Consider the following 19,244-nt stretch of genomic DNA (forward strand, 5'->3'; position numbering starts at 1 on the left):
GCCGCTACTCGGCAGGGTTCGGGAAAGGCCAGCGGCGTCCGATCGCGACATGGAGGATGGTCGCGGTGGCGAGGGCGTTGAGGGCGGCGTGGCCGACCCAGTCGTCGGCGGCCCTGGGCGTCAGGTGCATGGCCCTGTTCGCGATTTCCTGCAAGGCGATCGCCAACAGGGCCGCCAAGGCGAGCGTGGCCAACAGGAGGGCGACACGTTCGACGGTGGGGCCGAGATTGCCGAGCCAGCCCTCGAACAGCATGCCGAACAACAGGCCGGCGGCGATGAAGCAGCCACTGAGCGCGGTGATGCGCGCAGGAGTCAAATCCCAGCAGTTCACGCAGGACGAGGTAGCTGACGATCCCGCCGCCGATCACCGTGACGTGGGCGATGGTGAGGCGAGCCGCTCGACTCGCGACAGTCGCGAACGGCCAGCGTGTCGAGGCGTCGCAGCGGCCACCCCTCACCGACGAGCGTGATCTGAAGCGTGACGACGAACGCCAGCCCGGCGAGCGGCATGGTCGCGGGAAACGTCGGTACGTGGCCCGGACCGGGTGCCGGATCGAACAGGGCCGCGGGATCGAGACGACCAGCCAGGGCCTGACCGGCAGCGGTCAGGACGATCGCGCCCGCAATGATCAGTACGGTGTCAGCCCAGCCCGACCAGCTACTTCGCAGCCGGGTGCCCGGCCAGTCCTCCCACCAGAACGCGATCATCACGACGAGCGGCAGCGAGAACGTCACGAGCGGTGCGAGGACGCGGATCGACCCTTCGCCGCCGGCACCGATCGCCAGCGCCACCGCGACCGGGACGACGAGCAGCAGGCCGAGCAACCCGAGTGCAGGCTGCCGGGACGATCGCGAGCCGGTACTGCGTGGTTGCGAGAGCGGCGGTCGTTCCGGGAGCCGGGAGCGGCCGGCGGGCGAGGGGGAACCCGCCGGCCCGACAGTGTTCATCTCCCGGCGTCGGCCGGATCCATCACGAGCTCCGGCGCCATCGGCAGGCTGCGGATCCGTCGGCCGGTCGCGTGGAAGACCGCGTTCGCGACATCGGCCGCGACACCGACCTGACCGATCTCGCCCACGCCCTTGGCGCCGAGCGGGCCGACCAGTTCGTCGTCCACGTCCACGAAGTCGACGCGAACCTCGGGGGCGTCGGCGTTGACCGGCACGAGGTACTCCGCCAGGTTCGTCTCTGCCCACCGGCCGTAGCGAGGATCCATGTGGTTGCCCTCGAGGAGCGCCTGGCTCATCCCCCACAGCATGCCGCCCATCAGCTGGCTGTGGGCCAGCAGCGGGTTGAGCACTCGCCCGGGTGCGAACGCGCCGTTCAGCCGGCGCACGCGGACCAGGCCGAGCTCGGGATCGACCGCTACTTCGGCGAACTGCGCGCCGAACGTGAGCAGCCCGTGCGGCGTGTCCAGGGGTGGCGGCCGCCACGCGCCGAGCGCCTCTGCGTCGGACAGGTGATTGCGCGACAGCAGCTCACGGTACGTGTCGACCGCGCCCGGGCGTTCGGCCGACGTCAGGTGGCCGTCCGCCACTTTCACCGAGCCTGGTCCGGCTCCGTGCAGGGGCGACTGTTCATCGCCGACCGCCAAGGCGATCAGCTGCTCGCGCAGCGCCGTACCCGCTGCGTGGACGGCGGAGCTGACCATGCCGGCACCGGCCGAGCCGACGGCCGCCGTACTGTTCGGCAGGTCGCTGTCGCCGGCCTGGAACTCCATGTCGCGCAGGGCGACGCCGAGGGCATCGGCGCCGACCTGGGTGGCCATGGTCAGTACGCCGGTGCCGAACTCCTGCGTCGAGGTCTGCACGATCGCGCTGCCGTCGGCGAAGATCCGGGCCCGCGCCCGCTGCGGTGGCATGAAGAACGCGATCGGGTACGCCGCGGCCGACACCCCGGTGCCGACCAGCCACTCGCCGTCGCGGGTCGTCCGTGGCGCGGGGTTCCGTCCGGACCACCCGAACCGCTCGGCGCCGAGGCGAAGACACTCCACCAGCCCGTCGCTGGACCAAGGATTGCCGAACGGGTCGACCGGCGTGTGGTTGCGCAGCCTCAGCTCGACCGGATCGATGGCCAACTGGTAGGCGAGCTCGTCCATCGCCGTCTCGAGGGTGAACACGCCGAGCGACTCGCCCGGGCCGCGGGTGAACGTGGGCGACCGGCTCGACCACATTCCGTCCCCACAAGGTGACGCGCTCGGCACCGCCTTCGGCCTTCGGACCGGTCCCCCACCGGACCGCTTCCTGGTCGGCCTGGCCGTCCTCAGCCTGGTGGCCGATGCCGCTGCCGAGGAACCACTGCTCTGCACTGTCGACGACGCGCAATGGCTCGACGACACCTCCGCACGAACTCTCACGTTCGTGGCCCGCCGGCTGATGGCCGAATCCGTCGCCATCGTCTTCGCCCTCCGCGACTCGGCCGACGACGAGCCCTTCTCCGGCATGCCCCGGCTCGACGTCGGCGGCCTCCCGCCAGAACACGCACGAGAGCTCCTCAGCGCGGCGATCCCCGGACCCATCGACGAACGGGTCCGCGACCGCATCCTCGCCGAGACTCGCGGAAACCCACTCGCACTGCTGGAGCTACCCCAGGACCTCAGCTACGCCGAACTCGCCGGTGGCTTCGGCCTGCCCGACGCACAGCAACTCACCCATCGGATCGAGGACACGTTCCAGCGCCGACTCGCGCCGTTGCCGTCCGACACCCGCCGGCTGCTCCTCGTCGCCGCGGTCGAACCGGCCGGCGACGCGGCCCTGGTACGTCGTGCCGCGCAACAACTGGGCATCGCCGTCGACACGGTCGATCCAGCGCAGTTCGCCGGTCTGGTGCGGTTCCACGAGCGGGTCACCTTCCGGCATCCGCTGGTGCGCTCGGCGATCCATCGGGAGGCGACGCCGGAGGAACGCTGGGAGGCGCACCGCGCGCTGGCAGACGTCACCGATCCGGCGCGCGACGCCGACCGCCGCGTCTGGCACCTCGCCCACGCGGCGAGTGGCCCCGACGACGCCGTGGCCGCGGAACTGGAACAGTCCGCCGGCCGCGCCCAAGCCCGCGGCGGCTTGGCCGCGGCCGCCGCGTTCCTCGAACGCTCCGCACAGCTGACCCTGGATCCGGCGCAGCGGGCGACCCGGGCGCTGGCGGCGGCGCGAACCAAGAGCCAGGCCGGGGCGTTCGATGCGGCGCTGAACCTATTGGTGATGGCGGAGGCCGGACCACTCAGCGAACTGCAACAGGCTCGCGTCGACCTCCTGCGCGCGCAGGTCGCCTTCGCCACCAACCGGGGCCGGGATGCCGCGCCGCTGCTGCACAACGCCGCGAAGCGCCTCGCGCCGATCGACACCGCGCTGTCCCGGGAGACGTACCTGGACGCACTGACGGCTGCCATGTTCGCGGACCGGCTGGCCGATCCGGAGGGGAACTCGCTGGCCGTGGCGCGCGCCGCCAGTGCGACGCCCCGGCCGCAAGAGCCCACCTCGCCGGATCTCCTCCTGGCCGGCCTGGCCGCCAACTTCACCGAGGGCTACGCAGCCGGTGTCCCGCTGTTGCGGCGAGCAGTGACCTCGTTCGGCGAGGGCATGTCCGCCGCGGAGGAGCTGCGCTGGTCGTGGCTGGCCTGCGTCGCGGCCTTGCATCTGTGGGCAGACGAGTGCTGGGACGATCTGTCCGCCCGCTACCTCGAGCTCGCCCGCACGACCGGCGCCTTGAGTGAGCTACCGCTCGCGCTGAGCATGCGCGCCTATCTGCTGCTGTTCGCCGGCGATCTCGGCGCCGCTGGAGCTCTCGTCGACGAGGTCCAGACCGTGACCGAGGCGACCGGAAGCAATCCGGCGCCGTACGCCGCGCTCGCCGTTGCCGCTCTGCGCGGTGAGCGCGCCGAGGCGTCCACCCGGATCGAAGCCACCATCGCGGACGCGACCCACCGGGGCGAGGGCATCGGGGTCGTCGTCGCCGAACGGGCGAACGCGGTGCTCAACAACGGCCTCGGCCGCTACCACGAGGCGATGGCCGCCGCGCACCGCGCACTCGGCCGGGTGAACGCTCCCGAGGTGCGGACCCCGGGCGCGGTGAACTGGGCCGCGACCGAGTTCGTCGAGGCGGCCGTACGCAGCGGGAAGAGCGCGGCGTCGAGGGAAACCCTGGGCTGGATCACCGCGATGACCAGCGCGAGCGGTACCGACTGGGCACTCGGGATCGAGGCCCGCTCACGCGCGCTGGTCAGCGACGACCGGACGGCCGAACCCCTTTACCGCGAAGCGATCGACCGGCTCGCCAAGACCCGGGTCCGCACGGACCTCGCCCGTGCCGTCCTTCTGTACGGCGAATGGCTCCGGAGGCGACGCCGCCGCCACGACGCCCGCGAACAACTCCACACCGCCCACGACCTGTTCACCGAGATGGGAGCCGAAGCCTTCGCCGAACGCGCCCGCCGGGAACTCCTCGCCACCGGCGAAACCGCCCGCAAACGCACTCCCGCCACCACCAACCAACTCACCGCCCGCGAGAGCCAGATCGCCCGCCTGGCCGGCGACGGATGCTCCAACCCCGAGATCGGGAGCAGGCTGTTCCTCAGCCCACGCACCGTCGAGTACCACCTCGGCAACATCTACACCAAGCTCGGCATCACTTCACGCCACGGACTCATGCGGTGAACTCGACGTCGACGAAGTCGGCGACGGGGCGGTAGCCGGCCTGGTGGTAGATCTTGTTCGAGGTCGGGTTGGCGAGGTCGGTGCAGAGGCAGGCTTGGTTGCCTTGCGCAAGGATCTCGGCGGATACGTGGCTGGTCAGGGCGCCGGCGTACCCATGCCGGCGCCGCTCGGGTGGCGTGTAGACCGGGCCGACCCGGCAGACGCCGAAGATCGGGAGGTGGTAGCCGACCATGCTCACCGGCTCGCCGTCGACCTCCCAGATCCACATGGTCTGCTGCCGCAAGTGCCGCTCGGCCCACTCCCGGTAGCCGGTCCGCAGCTCCTCCGCGAATCCGTCGTGGCCCCAGGTGCTGACCAGGTCGACCTCATCCGCGTTCATCGGCCGTGGCCCGCCCGCGTCCGCCGGGAGCGACGTGAGCGTGCCGAGCTTGTGCAGCCGGGTGCCCTTGGTCTCCGTCGCCTGGCCGCCGCGCCGCTCACACCACCGCTCTGCGAAGGCCTTGGCAGCGGGCTGATCACCCGCGACACCGGTGAGCTCCGGCAGTACGTCGGCGTACGCATCGGCCACCGGCTCCGCGAGCTCGGGCCGCAGCGCACCGAGGTAGACACCGCGCCCCGGAGTCCGCATGGCCACCCCGACCACGCCGCCGTCATGGACGGAGACGAAGTACGACGGCTCGTCCTCGGCGCGGGCGGTCCCGTTCGCACGCTCGTGGACGTTACTCATGATGATCGTGTGCAGCACCGGATCCTGTTGCAGGAAAGGAAACACCGTCTGCTCGAAGGCTCTCGGGTCGCTCGTCACACGCACATCCATGGCTCCGGAGAGTACGCCTCCACGCTCACCGAGTCGCCCGGATTTACACTGCGAGCATGTCCACCACGCGGTTGCTGCTGCTCGGGGTCGTGCGGATCTTCCAGCCGGCGTACGGGTACCAGTTGCGTCGTGAGCTGATCACCTGGAACGTGCAGGACTGGGCGAACATCAACCCCGGCTCGATCTACACCGGGCTGCGGACGCTGGCCAAGCACGGGTACCTGCAGGAGATCGAGCAGGACGGCCCGCACCGGCCCGGGCGCACGTCGTACAAGCTGACGGCCGACGGCGAGACGGAGTATTTCTCGCTGCTGCGGGAGATCCTGTGGACCGTGGACGGCTTCCACCCCGACCGAATGGGGGCCGCGCTGGCCTTCATGTGGTCGCTGCGGCGCGACGAGGTGCTCGCGGCGCTCGAGGCGCGCATCGTCCAACTCGAGCAACGCCAGAAGGCCGAGCCGTTCAGCGAGCGTCAGATCCTGGAAGACCCCGGTACGCCGAACCACGTGATCGAGATGTTCCGCATCACCACCGCCCGCGACAACGGCGAACTCGACTGGACCCGCTCCTTCCACCAGCGGATCCAAGACGGCGCCTACGCCTTCGCCGGCGAACCCGACGACTGGACCCCCACCCCCGGCCTGATCACCCACTGGGACGAAACCCCTAAACCACCCACCGACTGATTCCTCCCCACGCGTGCTACCGCGGTCGAGTACCCCGCGGACCGTGGTGGGTCAGGCGATGTGCTGACGCGTGCTGGGTTGAGCCCACGCGTGCTGCCGCGCGCGATCAACCACCCCAGACCGCCGCACGCCCGCGAGACGACCGCCGTCACGCCAACCGTCAGCTCCCCACGGACTTGGGAGGTTTTTACCCCCGAATCGGGAGAAAACCCTCCCCAGTCCATCGCGAGTTCACAGCTCGGGCGACTCACGTTGAGCTGGTGACCACGGCCGCTTGACACCCAAACGCTGGGATGTCTTCGTCGCGCCGGCCACGCGCGCTGCCCGCCCACCCGACGTACCTTGCGGGCTGCCGCCGCGGTGTGCGGCTGTCGCCGCCGGTCGACGGCTGGGTCGGCGTTCACCTCGGGCGGGGCGCCCGTGACGTCAACCGGGTGGCCCCATGCGTGCTACGCGCGCCTGCCAATCGTCGAGTCGTGCATCCAGGTCCCTCCGCCGTTGGAGGCCGGTCGTCGAGTCGTGGATCGGGTTGCCAATCGACGGCGTGTCGGGAACCACCATCCACGAATCAACGTCGGCAGGCTCAGCTCGGTTACCCCGGACAGGGGTTTGTCCAGCGGGCGGACGGCAGCGACGTAGTCGATCGCGCGACGTGGGAGCGCGCAGCCTGCGGGCGATGAGCCGCAAACCGTGGGTGATGGGGCCGCAGAGCGCTGAGCGTCAGTGAGCCACACGCGGGGCGGCAGCCCTCGCAGATCGCGGGCGTCGGCCCGCAAGCGCCGGCGGTAGCTCGGCAAGGATGCACCGGCGACGAGCCGGACGGTGGGCGGGAGCGCGCGTAGCAGGTGCGACGAAAGAGTGCCTGCGTAGCACGCGCGGGAAGGCTCCTGGTACCGGATTTAATCAACATTGACTATTCAAGGTTGATTTATGACACTGGCCGGATGATGATCGAAGCTCGCGGGCTTGTCCGCACCTTCAAGACCAAGCGCGGGCCGGTGCAGGCCGTGCAGGGGGTTGACCTTGATGTCGCCGACGGGGAGATCGTCGGCTTTCTCGGGCCGAACGGGGCCGGCAAGACCACCACGCTGCGGATGCTGGCGACCCTGATCACGCCGACCAGCGGCACCGCGACAGTGGCCGGGTGCGACCTGGCCAAGGATCCGGTCGGCGTCCGGCGCGGCATCGGCTACGTGCCGCAGAGCGGGTCGACCCTGCCGGAGGCCGTCGCCGGTGACGAGGTCGTCGACCACGCCCGGCTGTACGGCGTACCGAAGGCCAAGGCGGCCGCGGACGGGCAGCGCCTGTTCGAGGAACTCGATCTGCCCGGCCTGTGGAAGCGGCAATGCAAGACCCTGTCCGGCGGCCAGCGGCGCCGTCTCGACATCGTGATGGGCCTGATCCACGACCCGAAGCTGATCTTCCTGGACGAGCCGACCACCGGCCTCGACCCGCAGGCGCGGGCGAACCTGTGGGAGCACATCCGCGGCCTCCGCGACCGCGGCGCGACGATCTTCCTCACCACCCACTACCTGGACGAGGCGGACGCGCTCTGCGACCGGATCCTGGTCATCGACCACGGCAAGATCGTTGCCTCCGGCACCCCGGAGACCCTGAAGCAGCAGGTCTCCGGCGACGCGGTCCGGCTCAGCCTGGCCGACGGCACCGAGGCTCCCGCGGTGAGCAAGATCGCGGCTGAGCTCCCCGGCGCGGTCGAGGTCGAGACCGATGGTGACGTGGTCGGCTTCCGCATCCCGAAGGGTGGTTCGGTGCTGCCCGGTCTGCTCCGCTCGATCGATGCCCAGGGCATCGAGCTGCACGGAGTCGAGGTGCACCGCCCGACCCTGGACGACGTGTTCCTGACCATGACCGGCCGGTCCCTGCGCGACGAGGACGCCACCACACCCGCAGCCGACGAGGAAGCCGAGAAGGAGGCCGTGGCATGACCGCGCAGACCCTGACCCGACTCCATTACCCCGGTAACGTGTTCCGGGAGACCTGGATCGTGTTCCACCGGGCGATGCGGCTGTCGCTGCGCAACCCGATGTGGTCGATCCTGATGCTCAGCCAGCCACTGCTGTACCTGTTCCTGTTCGGCCCGCTGCTGAAGCCGATCACCGCACAGATCAGCCAGGGCGCGACCACGAACGCCTACCAGGTGTTCATCCCCGGCCTGATCGTCCAGCTCGGCATGTTCGGCGCGATGTTCGTCGGCTTCGGCCTGATCGCCGAGTACCGGGCCGGCGTGATCGAGGCCGACCGGGTCACCCCGGCGTCCCGGATCGCTCTGATGGCAGGGCGAGTACTGCGCGATGTCGTCGTACTCGTGGTCCAGTCGATCCTGCTGCTGCTCGCCGCGCTCCCGCTGGGACTGCGCGCCCCATGGGGCGGCGTACTGCTGTCGCTGGTGATCGTCGCCTTGCTCGGCGCCACGTTCGCCTCGCTGTCGTACTCCGTCGCGCTCATCACCAAGAGCGAGGACGCACTGGCCCCACTGCTGAACGGGATCGCCATGCCGTTGCTGCTGCTGTCCGGCATCCTGCTGCCGATGCAGATCGGCCCGACCTGGCTGCAGCGCCTGTCCGACATCAGTCCGCTCAAGCACGTCGTCAACGGCGTACGAGCGCTGTTCCGCGGCGACATCGGCAGCAGTGCGTCGCTGTGGGGGCTGTTCTGGGTGGTTCTGCTGACGGTCATCGGCCTGGCGGTCGGCGCCCGCACCTTCCGCAAGGAATCCGCCTGACGCAAGCCGTTGTTCATCGGGAGGTCGCACAGCAGGCCTAGCGTCCTGCTGTGCGTTCGCCGATGGTCCGTGGGGTTGTCGGCTCCGTCGTAGTTGCCGTGGCGAGCCTGGTGACATCAGTGGTGCCGCCGTCCTCATGGGTCGCCACACTGCCGTTCACCGGTGCGCTGCGGCACTCCCTGCCCGGCCGGATGGTCGGGCTCACGTTCATGGTGGCCGGGCTCGGGCTGATGGCCTGGGCCTGGCTGACCGTGGGCCGCCAGGTGATGGCCGGACTCCGGCCTCCCCTGCTGCGGATGGCGGCGTACTGGAGCGCACCGCTGCTCCTGATCCCACCACTGTTCAGCCGCGACGCATGGAGCTACGCGGCGCAGGGCGCACTCGTGGCCGAGGGCTACAACCCGTACGACGTCGGCCCCGGCGTACTGTCTGGCCACATCGTCGAAGCGGTCGACCCGATGTGGATGCAGACACCTGCGCCGTACGGTCCACTGCCACTCGCGTACGGCGGTCTGGTCGCACACCTCACCATGGACCCGTACGTCCTGATGCTGGCCCACCGACTGCTCGCCGTACTGGGCATCGTGCTGATCGCCTGGGCCGTACCGCGGCTCGCGACCGCCTGCCGGGTGGATCCGGTCTTCGCGACCTGGCTGGTGGTGCTGAACCCGATGCTGATCACGCATGGCATCGGCGCGGCGCACAACGACGTACTGATGCTCGGACTGGCCTGCAGCGCGTTCGCCCTGGCCCTCACCGGCCGATGGGGTACGGCGGCAGTCGTCGCAGGTGCTGCGGCTGCGGTGAAGCTGCCTGGTGGACTCGTGGTGATCGCCATCGCCGCAGTGATGAGCCCACTCGCCGGACGGGCGTTGCGGTTCGCCAGTCTGGTCATCGCTGGTGCGGTCTCGGTGCTCACCCTGGTCACCATCGGCGAACTGACCGGCGTGGGTTCCGGATGGCTGAGTGCCCTCGACGTACCCGGACTGGTCCGTTCGCCGTTCTCGATCGCGAACCTGATCGGCATGGCGGCGTCGGGCTTACTCGGGTGGTTGGGCGAGGACACCGCCGCCCAGCAGGCGCTACAGATCGTCCGGCTGGTCGGGATGGTCATCGCTGTCAGTTTGATCGCAGTGCTGAGTCTGCGGTCGTCGATCCACCATGCGGCGCGGGCGGTCGGCATCGCCTTGCTGGCTGTGGTCCTCCTCGGGCCGACCGCGCACGACTGGTACTTCCTGTGGTGTCTGCCGTTCCTTGCCGTCGCTCGACCCGGCCGGCGACTGATCACCACGATCACGGCAGTGAGCCTCATCTTCACCATCGCAGCGCCACTCAACTCGTCACTGCGCGGTGCGACGATTCCGATCCTCACAACGACCGCACTGGTCATCGCTTCGGTCCTGCCGCTGCTCAACCACCTGCGCACCTTGCACCCAGCACGAAAGGCAGCTGTGCCGGTTACGACTGGCTGAGGCCGGCCAGCAGCGCCTCGTTCAGCGGCCGGTGATCAGTGCGGGAGACGCGAGCCTCCACCACGTCCAGTCCGGCGACGATCGGCGCCAACGCAGCCCGGAGAGCATCCGGCGTTTCCACCAGCTGGTACGGCGTATTCGTGGCGGCGCAGAGTGCGGCGAGGTCCACGTTGTGCGGCGTACCGAAGACGCGCTCGAAGTGCGTGGCGTGGGTCGGGTCGCCCTGCTCGAGGGTGGAGAAGATGCCGCCGCCGTTGTCGTTGACGACGATGATGCGCAGGTCGGGCCGCGCCTCGTCCGGACCGATCACGAGGCCGTTGGCGTCGTGCAGGAAGGCCAGGTCGCCGATCAGCGCGTAGGTCGGGCCGGCGTTCGCCAGCGCCGCGCCGACCGCGGTCGAGATGGTGCCGTCGATCCCGGCCAGGCCGCGGTTGGCGATGGTCCGGATCGGGACGACCGGGGCGAGGTCGAGGTCGCGGACCGGGTTCGAGGACGCGACCACGAGCATGCCGTCGGCGCCGGCCGCCTCGCCGACGATCGCCGCGACGCGCGGTCCGCTCAGGCTGTCGGCGAGGACCTTGTCGATCGCCGGCCGGGCCGACTGGTCCGCCTGCTGCCACCTGTCCAGCCAGTTGGTTGCATCGGCGTCGGTGACCTCGAGACCGGTCACCACGGAGGCCGCCCGGCGCGCCGGATCCGGCCACAGCCCGGTCGGCGAGACCACGATCACCTCGACGTCCGGCCGCGCCAGCAGCTTGGAGATCGGCCGCGACAACGTCGGGTGCCCGAACACCAGCACTCGCTCGATCTCGTCCGCCAAAGAACTTGCCTGCAGCAACAGCCGGTACGCCGAGATCACCGACGGACCGGTCCGGGCCCGACTGGACGGCTCCGCGAACAACGGCCATTGGCCGGCCTCGGCCACCAGCCGCGCGGCCTGCGACGCGCCATCACCAGCGACCACCACGGTCCTGGGTCCCGGTGCCACAGCCGACGGCTGCCCTGCTGCCGCGTGCACGGCGGTCCACGGCCCAGTACTGCGTCCACCTAGTGGCTCTGGCCACTCAGGACCGTCGGTAGGTACGAGCGGCTCCGACAACGGGCAGTTGAGTTGCACCGGTCCCGGATCGGCAGACCGTGCACCCGTGGCGTTGGCCACGGCCCGTGCGACCTGTGAGCGCCAGTACGCAACCTGGCCGAACTCGCGCACCGGCGTACCCATCTCGTGGAACAGCCGGACCGCGGAGCCGAATACCTTGATCTGGTCCGTGGTCTGGTTGGCACCACTGCCCCGCAACGCCGGCGGTCGGTCGGCACTGAGGACGATCAACGGCAGTCCGCTGTGCGACGCCTCCAAGACAGCCGGGTGCAGGTTGGCCACCGCCGTACCGGAGGTAGTCACCACCGGCACCGGCAGTCCGGTTCCCCGGATCAATCCGATCGCCAGGAATCCTGCCGTACGCTCGTCGATCCGGACGTGCAGCCGCAGCCGGCCGTCTCGGTCCGCCGCGGCGAGTGCCAGCGCCAGTGGTGCGCTGCGGGAGCCCGGGGCCACTACGGCCTCGCGGACACCGCACCGGATCAGTTCGTCGACCACTACCGTCGCGAACGCCGTGGACGGGTTCATCCGGCACTCCTCTTCTGTACTCGCGCCATACGGTCTTCCCACACCGCAGTCCTGGTCTCGTCCGCCCGAGCCGCGTCCAGCAACTTGGGATCCGGCTCCACGCGCCGCACTGGCAGGAAGCCGTCGACGGGAAGCAGCGGTTCCGCGACGACCTCTTGCGTGAACATCGACACCGTGGCCAGACCGCAGGCGTACGGCAGCTCCGGCAGGGCGGCGGCTAGGGCGACTCCGGCAGCGATGCCCACGGAGGTCTCCAGCGCAGACGACACCACGACGGGCAGTCCGATTCGCTCTGCGATCTCCAGGCACGCTCGGACTCCACCGATCGGCTGCACCTTTAGTACGGCGATGTCCGCGGCCTCGAGCTTCTTGACCAGGTATGGATCCTCGGCCCGCCGAATCGACTCGTCGGCAGCTACTGGTACGTCGATGCGCCGGCGTACCTCGGCCAACTCCTCAACAGTTGCTGTCGGCTGCTCGACGTACTCCAACTCGAACCGGCGCAACGCCTTCACACTCTTCACAGCCTGATCGACTGTCCACGCACCATTGGCGTCGATGCGCACCCGACCAGGACCGATCGCATCCCTGACCGCCTCCACCCGCGCGACGTCCTCCGCCAGCGTCTGGCCGGGCTCAGCCACCTTCACCTTCGCCGTACCGCACCCTGACGCTCTGACGAGCTCCGCTGCCTTCTCGGGACCGACCGCGGGCACTGTGCAGTTGACGGGTACGACGTCCCTGAGAGGCGCCGGCCAACCAACCTCGGCAGCTTCACGGGCAGCCCGCAGCCAGGACACGCAGGTCGCTTCGTCGTAGTCCAGGAACGGGCTCCACTCCGCCCAGCCCGCCGGTCCCTCGAAGAGCATGCCTTCGCGCACGGTGATCCCACGGAACTTGTTCTTCAGGCCGATCGAGTACGTGATCACCGCGCGCCCTCCAGCAGCGCCTGGCGATCAACCTTGCCCGAGGCAAGCATCGGCAACGCGCCCAGCCGGATGACATCCTGAGGCGCCCACGCCCGCGGCAACACCTCGGACACAAAGTCCCGCACCTCATCGCGACCGGGCTCGCCCACCACGAACGCGACCACGCGCGTACCCCACTCCGCATCAGGCACACCCAGTACGGCGGCGTCCTTCACCTTCGGATGCTCGAGCAGCCGCGCCTGCACCGTGGTCAGCGTGACGTTCACCCCACCGGAGATCACCACGTCGTCGACCCGGCCGACCACTCGCAGCCGTCCGTCCACAAACTCACCACGGTCCTGGGTCCGAAACCACCCGTCCCGCAGCACCTCCGCCGTCAACTCCGGTCGCAGCCGGTACCCGGAGAACAACGTGCTCCCCTTGATCAGGATCCGCCCGCCGTCCAAGTCGATCGACGTCCCGTCCAGCGGCACACCGGCGTACACACAACCGCTGCCCGTCTCCGTCATCCCGTACGCCGGAATCGCCGTAACGCCGGCCTCAGCCGCGCGGGCCTTCAAAGGCGCCGGCGTGGAGGCACCACCGATGATGATCGCGTCGAACGATCGCAATGCGTCCAGGTCTGTCTCCAGATAGCGCGCCAACTGGGTCGGCACCATCGCGGTGTACCGCCGGGACCCGGACATCGCCTGAGCGCTCTCGGTGAAGCTCTCTCCGGAGATCACCGGCGCCAGACCGGCAACTACCGAGCGGGTGAGGATCTGCAGGCCGCCAATGAAGTACGGCTTCATCGGGAGCAGCCATTGGCCCGGTCCGCCGAGGCGATCGTGGGTAGCGACCGCGGACGCCAGTAGGGCCTCGCGGGAAAGCAGTACCCCCTTTGGCTCGCCGGATGACCCGGAGGTGGTCAGCACCACCGCGCAGTCGTCCTCCAGTGGCTCATCCGGTGCAGCCGCCTGCCGGACACGGGCGGCCGCTGCCGGATCGGCGGGCACCGGAGCGAACGGCGTACCGCTGCCGTCCAGTACGCCGGTGAGCGCGGACAGCACGGCTTCCGGCGTACCGGGGACCAGGCGCAAGGTAGACATGTCAGTCCGAGCGTACGGCCCTCGTTGCGGGCACCAGCCGAGTGGCTGACAGAATCGACGGTCATGGCCACCCCTGCCCAGTGGATCGAAGGCGCCCGCCCGCGCACGCTGCCCGCTGCGATCTCCCCTGTCCTCGTCGGTACCGGTGCGGCGGCGTACCTGGACGGCTTCGTCTGGTGGAAGGCACTGCTCGCGCTTGGCGTGGCCCTGGCGCTCCAGATCGGGGTCAACTACGCCAACGACTACAGCGACGGCATCCGCGGTACCGACGAGAACCGCGTCGGCCCACTGCGGCTGGTCGGCTCCAAGGTCGCCACTCCGGGACAGGTGAAGACCGCAGCCTTCACCTGCTTCGGTGTGGGCGCCGTACTCGGCGTAATCCTGTGCGCCACCTCCAACTGGTGGCTGCTGGTCGCCGGTGCGGCCTCCCTGATCGGTGCATGGTTCTACACGGGCGGCAAGAGGCCGTACGGGTACCGGGCCCTCGGTGAGGTCAGCGTGTTCCTCTTCTTCGGGCTGGTCGCCGTACTGGGCACCACCTACGTCCAGGCCGAGACCCTGAACTGGACCGCCGTCGCCGGCGCAGTCTCCGTAGGCTCCATCGCCTGCGCCCTCTTGGTCGCCAACAACCTCCGCGACATCCCCACCGACACGGTCACCGGCAAACGCACCCTGGCCGTAGTCCTGGGTGCCTCCCGCTCCCGCAAGTTCTACGCCGCCCTCATCGCAGTTGCCTTCGTCCTGGCAGCCGTCTCGGTCATCGCCACCCCCTGGACCCTGCTCGCCTTGGTAGCCCTGCCCTTGGCCATCAAGTCCACCCGAGTAGTCCTCAGCGACGCCGTAGGCCCAGCCCTCATCCCAGTCCTCAAGGGCACCGGCCAGACAGAACTCCTGTACGCCGTCGGCCTGGCGATCGGCCTCGCCCTCGGCGGCTAGCTTCCCCCTGCGTGGGCTTCGGGCCGCGCATTCTTGCGAGACCGACCGGTTCGATTCCTACGGTGGGTAACGATTGCATACGCTTTGTGGATATCCGGCCCGCAGACGCGTTGACGCGTTCGGGTCCGGCGCGCATCCTGTCCTCAAGTCAGTGGGGGACGTATGGGATCGATTTGGGAAACCAGATTCAATAATCATCCGCTATGGGCACTGATCAATCAGATCACTGGCGAACTCGAGCGCCTCGTTCTGCCCGATGATGTGGACGAGGCGGATTCACTGTCCCGCCTGCAGTGGCTGGTCGAGACAATTCAGGATCACCGTCAGGAAGATCCGCGACGGTACTCGACGCGCATGCTCGACAATGTCCACATTCATATCGCGGCAAACGTGCAGGCCCATCTCGCCCACTATGCACGCGATCGCGACGGCTGCGCACGTGACCTGCGGGCTGCCGCTGATGGGATCGACGCTGTGCTCGAGCAACTGGGAACCTGGCCGGCACTCAGTCCGAAAGGCATCGGTCAAGCTCAGTCGGTCACGATCACGGCGTACAAGAGGGAACTCGAGAAGGAGATCAAGGATTCGCTGGAGAAGCAGGTCTCGGATGCCATGCAGAATTATCGAGCGCACCTCAATGAGCTCGAGGAAACGCTCATGACGGCCGCGCTCGGGGCAAGTCGAGACTTAGCCAGCTTGGAGGAGATGCGATCCCAGGGTGCGAATGTCTTGGCTGCGCTGACTCAACAGGCCGTTGCCGACAGCTACGGAAAGAATGCGCGCAACAAGGCGCTCGCCGGTTGGACCTGGGACTTGATGGGACTGACGGTCGGCGGCGTTCCGCTGGTCATCCTCCTGACCCACTACTTCAGCTCGGATTCAAGCATCCTGGCGACGCCGGCGATCACCTTGACAAGGCTCGGGATCGCGTTCACGGCAATCGGGCTCGGCTGCCTCTGCTTCGCGCGCGGGGCCGTCAATCATCGCGAGTCCCGAAGGTCCAAGCGAGCCGATCTTCGACTGCGCACCGTCCATGGATTCATCGCCAATCAGCCCGAAGAGGTCAGGGAGGCTGTTCTCGAGGGCATGGCGAATCGCATCTATCTGCAAGGCATTCTGGAGAGCAAGGACGACCACGACGGCGGGCGAGTGGAGTTGGCTACCTACCTCGCCCGTGCCCGAGCGCGACGCGAGGCGGACTACTACCTCGGCGGCGAGAACTGACGGTCACCTGACGGGTTCGACCCAACGGCCTGTGGTTGCGAAGGTTTCGAGGGTCACCGTGTACGGGGTGATGTCTATGCCGTTGGTTCGGAGCCAGGCGTCGTCGTAGTAGGTGTTGCCGTAGCGTTCGCCGCTGTCGCACAACAACGTGACGATGCTGCCGCGGACGTTGGTGCGGCGCATTTCGGCGGCCAGGCGGAGGGCGCCCCACAGGTTCGTGCCGGTGGAGCCGCCGACCAGGCGGCCGGTGACGCGGGAACAGAAGCGCATCGCGGCGATCGAGGCGGCGTCGGGGACGGAGATCATCCGGTCGACGACGCCGAGGACGAACGACGGCTCGACGCGCGGCCGGCCGATGCCTTCGATCAGGGACGGGCGGCCGGTGGAGAAGTTGTCGTCACCGGCTTCGAAGGCCGGGAAGAAGGCCGAGTTCTCCGGGTCGACGACCGCGACCGAGGTGTCGAAGCGCTGGTAGCGGACGTAGCGTCCGATGGTGGCCGACGTACCGCCGGTGCCGGCGCCGACCACGATCCAGGTCGGGATCGGATGCTCCTCCAACGAAAGCTGGCCGAAGATCGACTCGGCGATGTTGTTGTTGCCACGCCAGTCAGTCGCCCGCTCGGCGTACGTGAACTGGTCCATGTAGTGGCCGCCGGTCTCTTCGGCCAGCCGCTTGGCCTCGCCGTAGATCTGTCCGGAGCGCTCGACGAAGTGGCAGCGGCCGCCGTAGAACTCGATCAGCTCGACCTTCTCCGGGCTGGTCGAGCGCGGCATCACTGCGATGAACGGGAGGCCGAGCAGGCGGGCGAAGTACGCCTCGCTGACCGCGGTCGAGCCGCTGGACGCCTCGATCACCGTGGTGCCTTCGGTGATCCAGCCATTGCACAGCGCATAGAGGAACAGTGACCGGGCCAGCCGGTGTTTGAGCGAGCCGGTCGGGTGCACGGACTCGTCCTTCAGGTACAGATCCACACCGGTGCCGGCCGGCATCGGGAACACGTGCAGGTGCGTGTCCGCGCTCCGGTTCGCGTCGGCGTCGACGATCCGGATCGCCTCGGACACCCAGGCGCGCGCCTTGTCGTCCCGCCGATCCACCTCACGACACACCCCGTCAACCTCACTCATGCGGGCCAGGCTAGGGCGTATAGCGCGATTTGAGTATTCCTACGCTCGGTGAGCGGCCAGCCGGACCGCGAGGATGAGACGCATGGTTCCCCTGGGGTTCGTGCCGCACTTCTCCACCGGTGAGATCGTGCTGATCGTCGTGCTCGTCGTCGGCTTCGGCGTACTGACCGCTCTCCCCGCCACCGCCGCGCTCGCGGCGGTCGGGCACCGGCGCGGCGTGCAGCACCCCGGCTGGAACGCATTCTGGTACCGGCTGTGGGGCACCGGGCTCACGCTGGGGAGTGTGGCGGCCTTCCTCTACCTGCATCTGCGGTGGTGGTCGGTCCCGCTCAGCTGGCCGCTTTCCCTCCTGCTCGCCTGGATGCTCAATCCCAAAGTCCGGCGACCCGGGCGCGAGCTAGGTTGGGAGGACATGACGACTGGGCAGGGGGAGCGATGAGCGAGAACGACGACCGGCCGACGCGCCAGCGGGTCACGCTGACCGACATCAGTTCGCGGGCGTGGGAGCACCCGGCGGACCGCGGTGCGCTGGTCGCCCTGCGGCAGCTGAAGGGGTTCGACTACGTCCTGCGGAAGATGTCCGGGATGATCAACGAGCGAGCCTTCCGGCTGCAGTTCCTCGGCGGGGCGATCCGGGTCGACGAGCGGCAGTTCCCCACCGTGCACCGCCTCTTCACCGAAGCCGGTACGACGCTCGACGTCCGGCAGCTCCCCGAGTTGTACGTGAGCAACAGCCCGATCTGGAACGCAGTCACGATCGGCATGGACAGGCCGTTCATCGTGGTGAACAGCGCCCTGCTGCAGGGCCTGGACGAGGAGGAGCTGCGGTTCATCCTCGGCCACGAGCTCGGCCACGCGCAGAGTGGACACGCGCTCTACCAGTCGCTGCTGCTGTGGCTGATGCGGCTGACCGGCGCGATCAACTGGATGCCGGTCGGCGCGCTGGGCATCCGCGCGATCATCGCCGCGCTGCACGAGTGGTCCCGCAAGGCCGAGCTGTCCGGCGATCGGGCCGGCCTGCTCGCGGTCCAGGACCCGGCGGTCGCGCTCCGCGTGCAGATGAAGCTGGCCAGCGGCGGTCAGCTCGCCGAGCTCGACACCACGGCCTTCCTCGCCCAGGGAACGGAGTACGAGAGCGCCGGCGACCTACGTGACAGCGTGCTGAAGCTGCTGCTGCTCGAGGCGCAGACGCACCCGATGGCCGTGATCCGCGCGCACGAGCTGCGGCGCTGGATCAACGACGGCGAGTACACGACGATCGTCTCCGGCGACTACCCCAAGCGCCAGGACGACGCCACCGCGTCCATGTCGCAGGAGGCGAAGAACGCCGCCAAGTCGTACTCCGACGCCTTCGCCCGCTCGCAGGACCCGCTGGCAAAGTTCCTCCGCGACCTCAGCGACGGCCTGGGCGGCGTCCGCGACTGGGTCTCGTCCAAGTTCCCGCCGAGATGATCGATCTGCTCGACGTCGGGCCGAACCACTGGAAGGTGTGGCGGGAGCTGCGGCTGGCCGCGCTCGAGGAAGCGCCGTACGCGTTCGGCTCGCAGCTGGTGGACTGGGTGGACGCCCCCGAGGAGCGCTGGCGCGAGCGGCTCAGCGTGCCCGGCGCCTACCAGGTGATCGCGTCGCTGGACGGTACGCCGGTCGGCATGGCCGGCGGACTGTGTGCCGACGAGCCGGGAGTCACCGAACTCGTCTCGATGTGGATCGCTCCGGCGGGCCGCGGCCGGGGCATCGGCAACGCCTTGATGACCTCGGTCGAGACCTGGGCCCGTGGCACCGGCGCGACGATCCTGAAGCTTTCGGTTGCGGATGGCAACGACCCCGCCCACAACCTCTATCTCCGCAACGGTTTCACCGACACCGACGAACTCGGTGACCTGATGCCGGACGGCGTACGGCGTGAACTCGTGATGCGCAAGCAGCTCTGAGCGGACAGACGAAGGGCCC

The 19,244-nt window shown here is 68.9% G+C and carries 18 protein-coding genes; 10 read left to right on the forward strand and 8 right to left on the reverse strand.

Features of this window, described 5'->3' with window-relative positions:
- Positions 1-4: 4 nt before the first annotated feature.
- From ACZ3HV_RS08495 to ACZ3HV_RS08505, 3 genes are read right to left on the reverse strand one after another with little or no spacing between them, the layout of a single operon-like run.
- Entirely contained in the window at positions 5-331 is a 327-nt protein-coding gene (locus tag ACZ3HV_RS08495) for a hypothetical protein (RefSeq protein WP_465682216.1), read from the reverse strand.
- On the reverse strand, positions 328-948 hold the full coding sequence (locus tag ACZ3HV_RS08500) for a hypothetical protein (protein WP_465682218.1): 621 nt from the start codon (positions 946-948) through the stop codon (positions 328-330). Before ACZ3HV_RS08500 ends, ACZ3HV_RS08495 begins: the two co-directional genes overlap by 4 nt.
- Entirely contained in the window at positions 945-2,117 is a 1,173-nt protein-coding gene (locus tag ACZ3HV_RS08505; protein WP_465682220.1) for a xanthine dehydrogenase family protein molybdopterin-binding subunit, read from the reverse strand. Before ACZ3HV_RS08505 ends, ACZ3HV_RS08500 begins: the two co-directional genes overlap by 4 nt.
- Here ACZ3HV_RS08505 and ACZ3HV_RS08510 point away from each other — a divergent pair.
- Positions 2,110-4,647, forward strand: coding sequence for a helix-turn-helix transcriptional regulator (locus ACZ3HV_RS08510; protein ID WP_465682222.1), 2,538 nt, complete (start codon positions 2,110-2,112; stop codon positions 4,645-4,647). The two genes, ACZ3HV_RS08505 and ACZ3HV_RS08510, sit on opposite strands and share 8 nt — an antisense overlap.
- On the opposite strand, the gene ACZ3HV_RS08515 is transcribed toward ACZ3HV_RS08510, so the two are convergent.
- Complete coding sequence (locus ACZ3HV_RS08515) at positions 4,637-5,464, reverse strand: GNAT family N-acetyltransferase (protein WP_465682224.1); 828 nt, start codon at positions 5,462-5,464, stop codon at positions 4,637-4,639. The genes ACZ3HV_RS08510 and ACZ3HV_RS08515 overlap by 11 nt on opposite strands.
- 56 nt (positions 5,465-5,520) lie before the next feature.
- On the opposite strand from ACZ3HV_RS08515, the gene ACZ3HV_RS08520 reads away from it, so the two are divergent.
- From ACZ3HV_RS08520 to mptB, 4 genes are all read left to right on the forward strand, one after another.
- Positions 5,521-6,150 (forward strand): PadR family transcriptional regulator, encoded by a 630-nt coding sequence (locus ACZ3HV_RS08520; RefSeq protein ID WP_465682226.1) that lies wholly within the window; start codon positions 5,521-5,523, stop codon positions 6,148-6,150.
- Positions 6,151-7,094: 944 nt separating this feature from the next.
- A complete protein-coding gene (locus ACZ3HV_RS08525; RefSeq protein ID WP_465682228.1) occupies positions 7,095-8,096 on the forward strand; it encodes an ATP-binding cassette domain-containing protein in 1,002 nt (333 codons plus the stop codon).
- Positions 8,093-8,893 carry an ABC transporter permease gene (locus ACZ3HV_RS08530; protein WP_360359825.1) on the forward strand — a complete coding sequence of 267 codons (801 nt, stop codon included), beginning with the start codon at positions 8,093-8,095 and terminating at the stop codon, positions 8,891-8,893. Before ACZ3HV_RS08525 ends, ACZ3HV_RS08530 begins: the two co-directional genes overlap by 4 nt.
- Before the next feature lie 50 nt (positions 8,894-8,943).
- Complete coding sequence (gene mptB, locus ACZ3HV_RS08535; RefSeq protein ID WP_465682230.1) at positions 8,944-10,365, forward strand: polyprenol phosphomannose-dependent alpha 1,6 mannosyltransferase MptB; 1,422 nt, start codon at positions 8,944-8,946, stop codon at positions 10,363-10,365.
- Here mptB and menD read toward each other — a convergent pair.
- The 3 genes from menD to menE are packed head-to-tail and all read right to left on the reverse strand — an operon-like array spanning position 10,352 to position 14,009.
- Entirely contained in the window at positions 10,352-11,992 is a 1,641-nt protein-coding gene (menD, locus tag ACZ3HV_RS08540; protein ID WP_465682232.1) for a 2-succinyl-5-enolpyruvyl-6-hydroxy-3-cyclohexene-1-carboxylic-acid synthase, read from the reverse strand. The genes mptB and menD overlap by 14 nt on opposite strands.
- Positions 11,989-12,921 (reverse strand): o-succinylbenzoate synthase, encoded by a 933-nt coding sequence (locus ACZ3HV_RS08545; protein ID WP_465682234.1) that lies wholly within the window; start codon positions 12,919-12,921, stop codon positions 11,989-11,991. The genes menD and ACZ3HV_RS08545 overlap by 4 nt, the downstream gene beginning before the upstream one ends.
- Positions 12,918-14,009, reverse strand: coding sequence for an o-succinylbenzoate--CoA ligase (gene menE / locus ACZ3HV_RS08550; RefSeq protein WP_465682236.1), 1,092 nt, complete (start codon positions 14,007-14,009; stop codon positions 12,918-12,920). The genes ACZ3HV_RS08545 and menE overlap by 4 nt, the downstream gene beginning before the upstream one ends.
- Positions 14,010-14,072: 63 nt before the next feature.
- Here menE and ACZ3HV_RS08555 point away from each other — a divergent pair, with 63 nt between their 5' ends.
- Both ACZ3HV_RS08555 and ACZ3HV_RS08560 read left to right on the forward strand, forming a co-directional pair.
- A complete protein-coding gene (locus ACZ3HV_RS08555) occupies positions 14,073-14,945 on the forward strand; it encodes a 1,4-dihydroxy-2-naphthoate polyprenyltransferase (RefSeq protein ID WP_465682238.1) in 873 nt (290 codons plus the stop codon).
- 162 nt (positions 14,946-15,107) lie between these two features.
- Positions 15,108-16,169, forward strand: a complete 1,062-nt coding sequence (locus ACZ3HV_RS08560) for a hypothetical protein (RefSeq protein ID WP_465682240.1) — start codon at positions 15,108-15,110, stop codon at positions 16,167-16,169.
- Between the two features lie 3 nt (positions 16,170-16,172).
- Here the strand turns inward: ACZ3HV_RS08560 and cds1 are convergent, their stop codons facing one another.
- Positions 16,173-17,294 carry an L-cysteine desulfhydrase Cds1 gene (gene cds1, locus ACZ3HV_RS08565; protein WP_465682242.1) on the reverse strand — a complete coding sequence of 374 codons (1,122 nt, stop codon included), beginning with the start codon at positions 17,292-17,294 and terminating at the stop codon, positions 16,173-16,175.
- Positions 17,295-17,376: 82 nt separating this feature from the next.
- Between cds1 and ACZ3HV_RS08570 the strand changes: the two genes are divergently transcribed.
- Genes ACZ3HV_RS08570 through ACZ3HV_RS08580 form a run of 3 tightly spaced genes read left to right on the forward strand, consistent with a single transcriptional unit; the run spans position 17,377 to position 19,225 of the window.
- Entirely contained in the window at positions 17,377-17,733 is a 357-nt protein-coding gene (locus ACZ3HV_RS08570) for a hypothetical protein (RefSeq protein WP_465682244.1), read from the forward strand.
- Positions 17,730-18,746, forward strand: coding sequence for a M48 family metallopeptidase (locus ACZ3HV_RS08575; RefSeq protein WP_465682246.1), 1,017 nt, complete (start codon positions 17,730-17,732; stop codon positions 18,744-18,746). The genes ACZ3HV_RS08570 and ACZ3HV_RS08575 overlap by 4 nt, the downstream gene beginning before the upstream one ends.
- Positions 18,743-19,225 (forward strand): GNAT family N-acetyltransferase, encoded by a 483-nt coding sequence (locus ACZ3HV_RS08580; RefSeq protein WP_465682248.1) that lies wholly within the window; start codon positions 18,743-18,745, stop codon positions 19,223-19,225. Before ACZ3HV_RS08575 ends, ACZ3HV_RS08580 begins: the two co-directional genes overlap by 4 nt.
- Positions 19,226-19,244: the final 19 nt, after the last annotated feature.

Source organism: Kribbella sp. NPDC020701 (assembly GCF_055562215.1).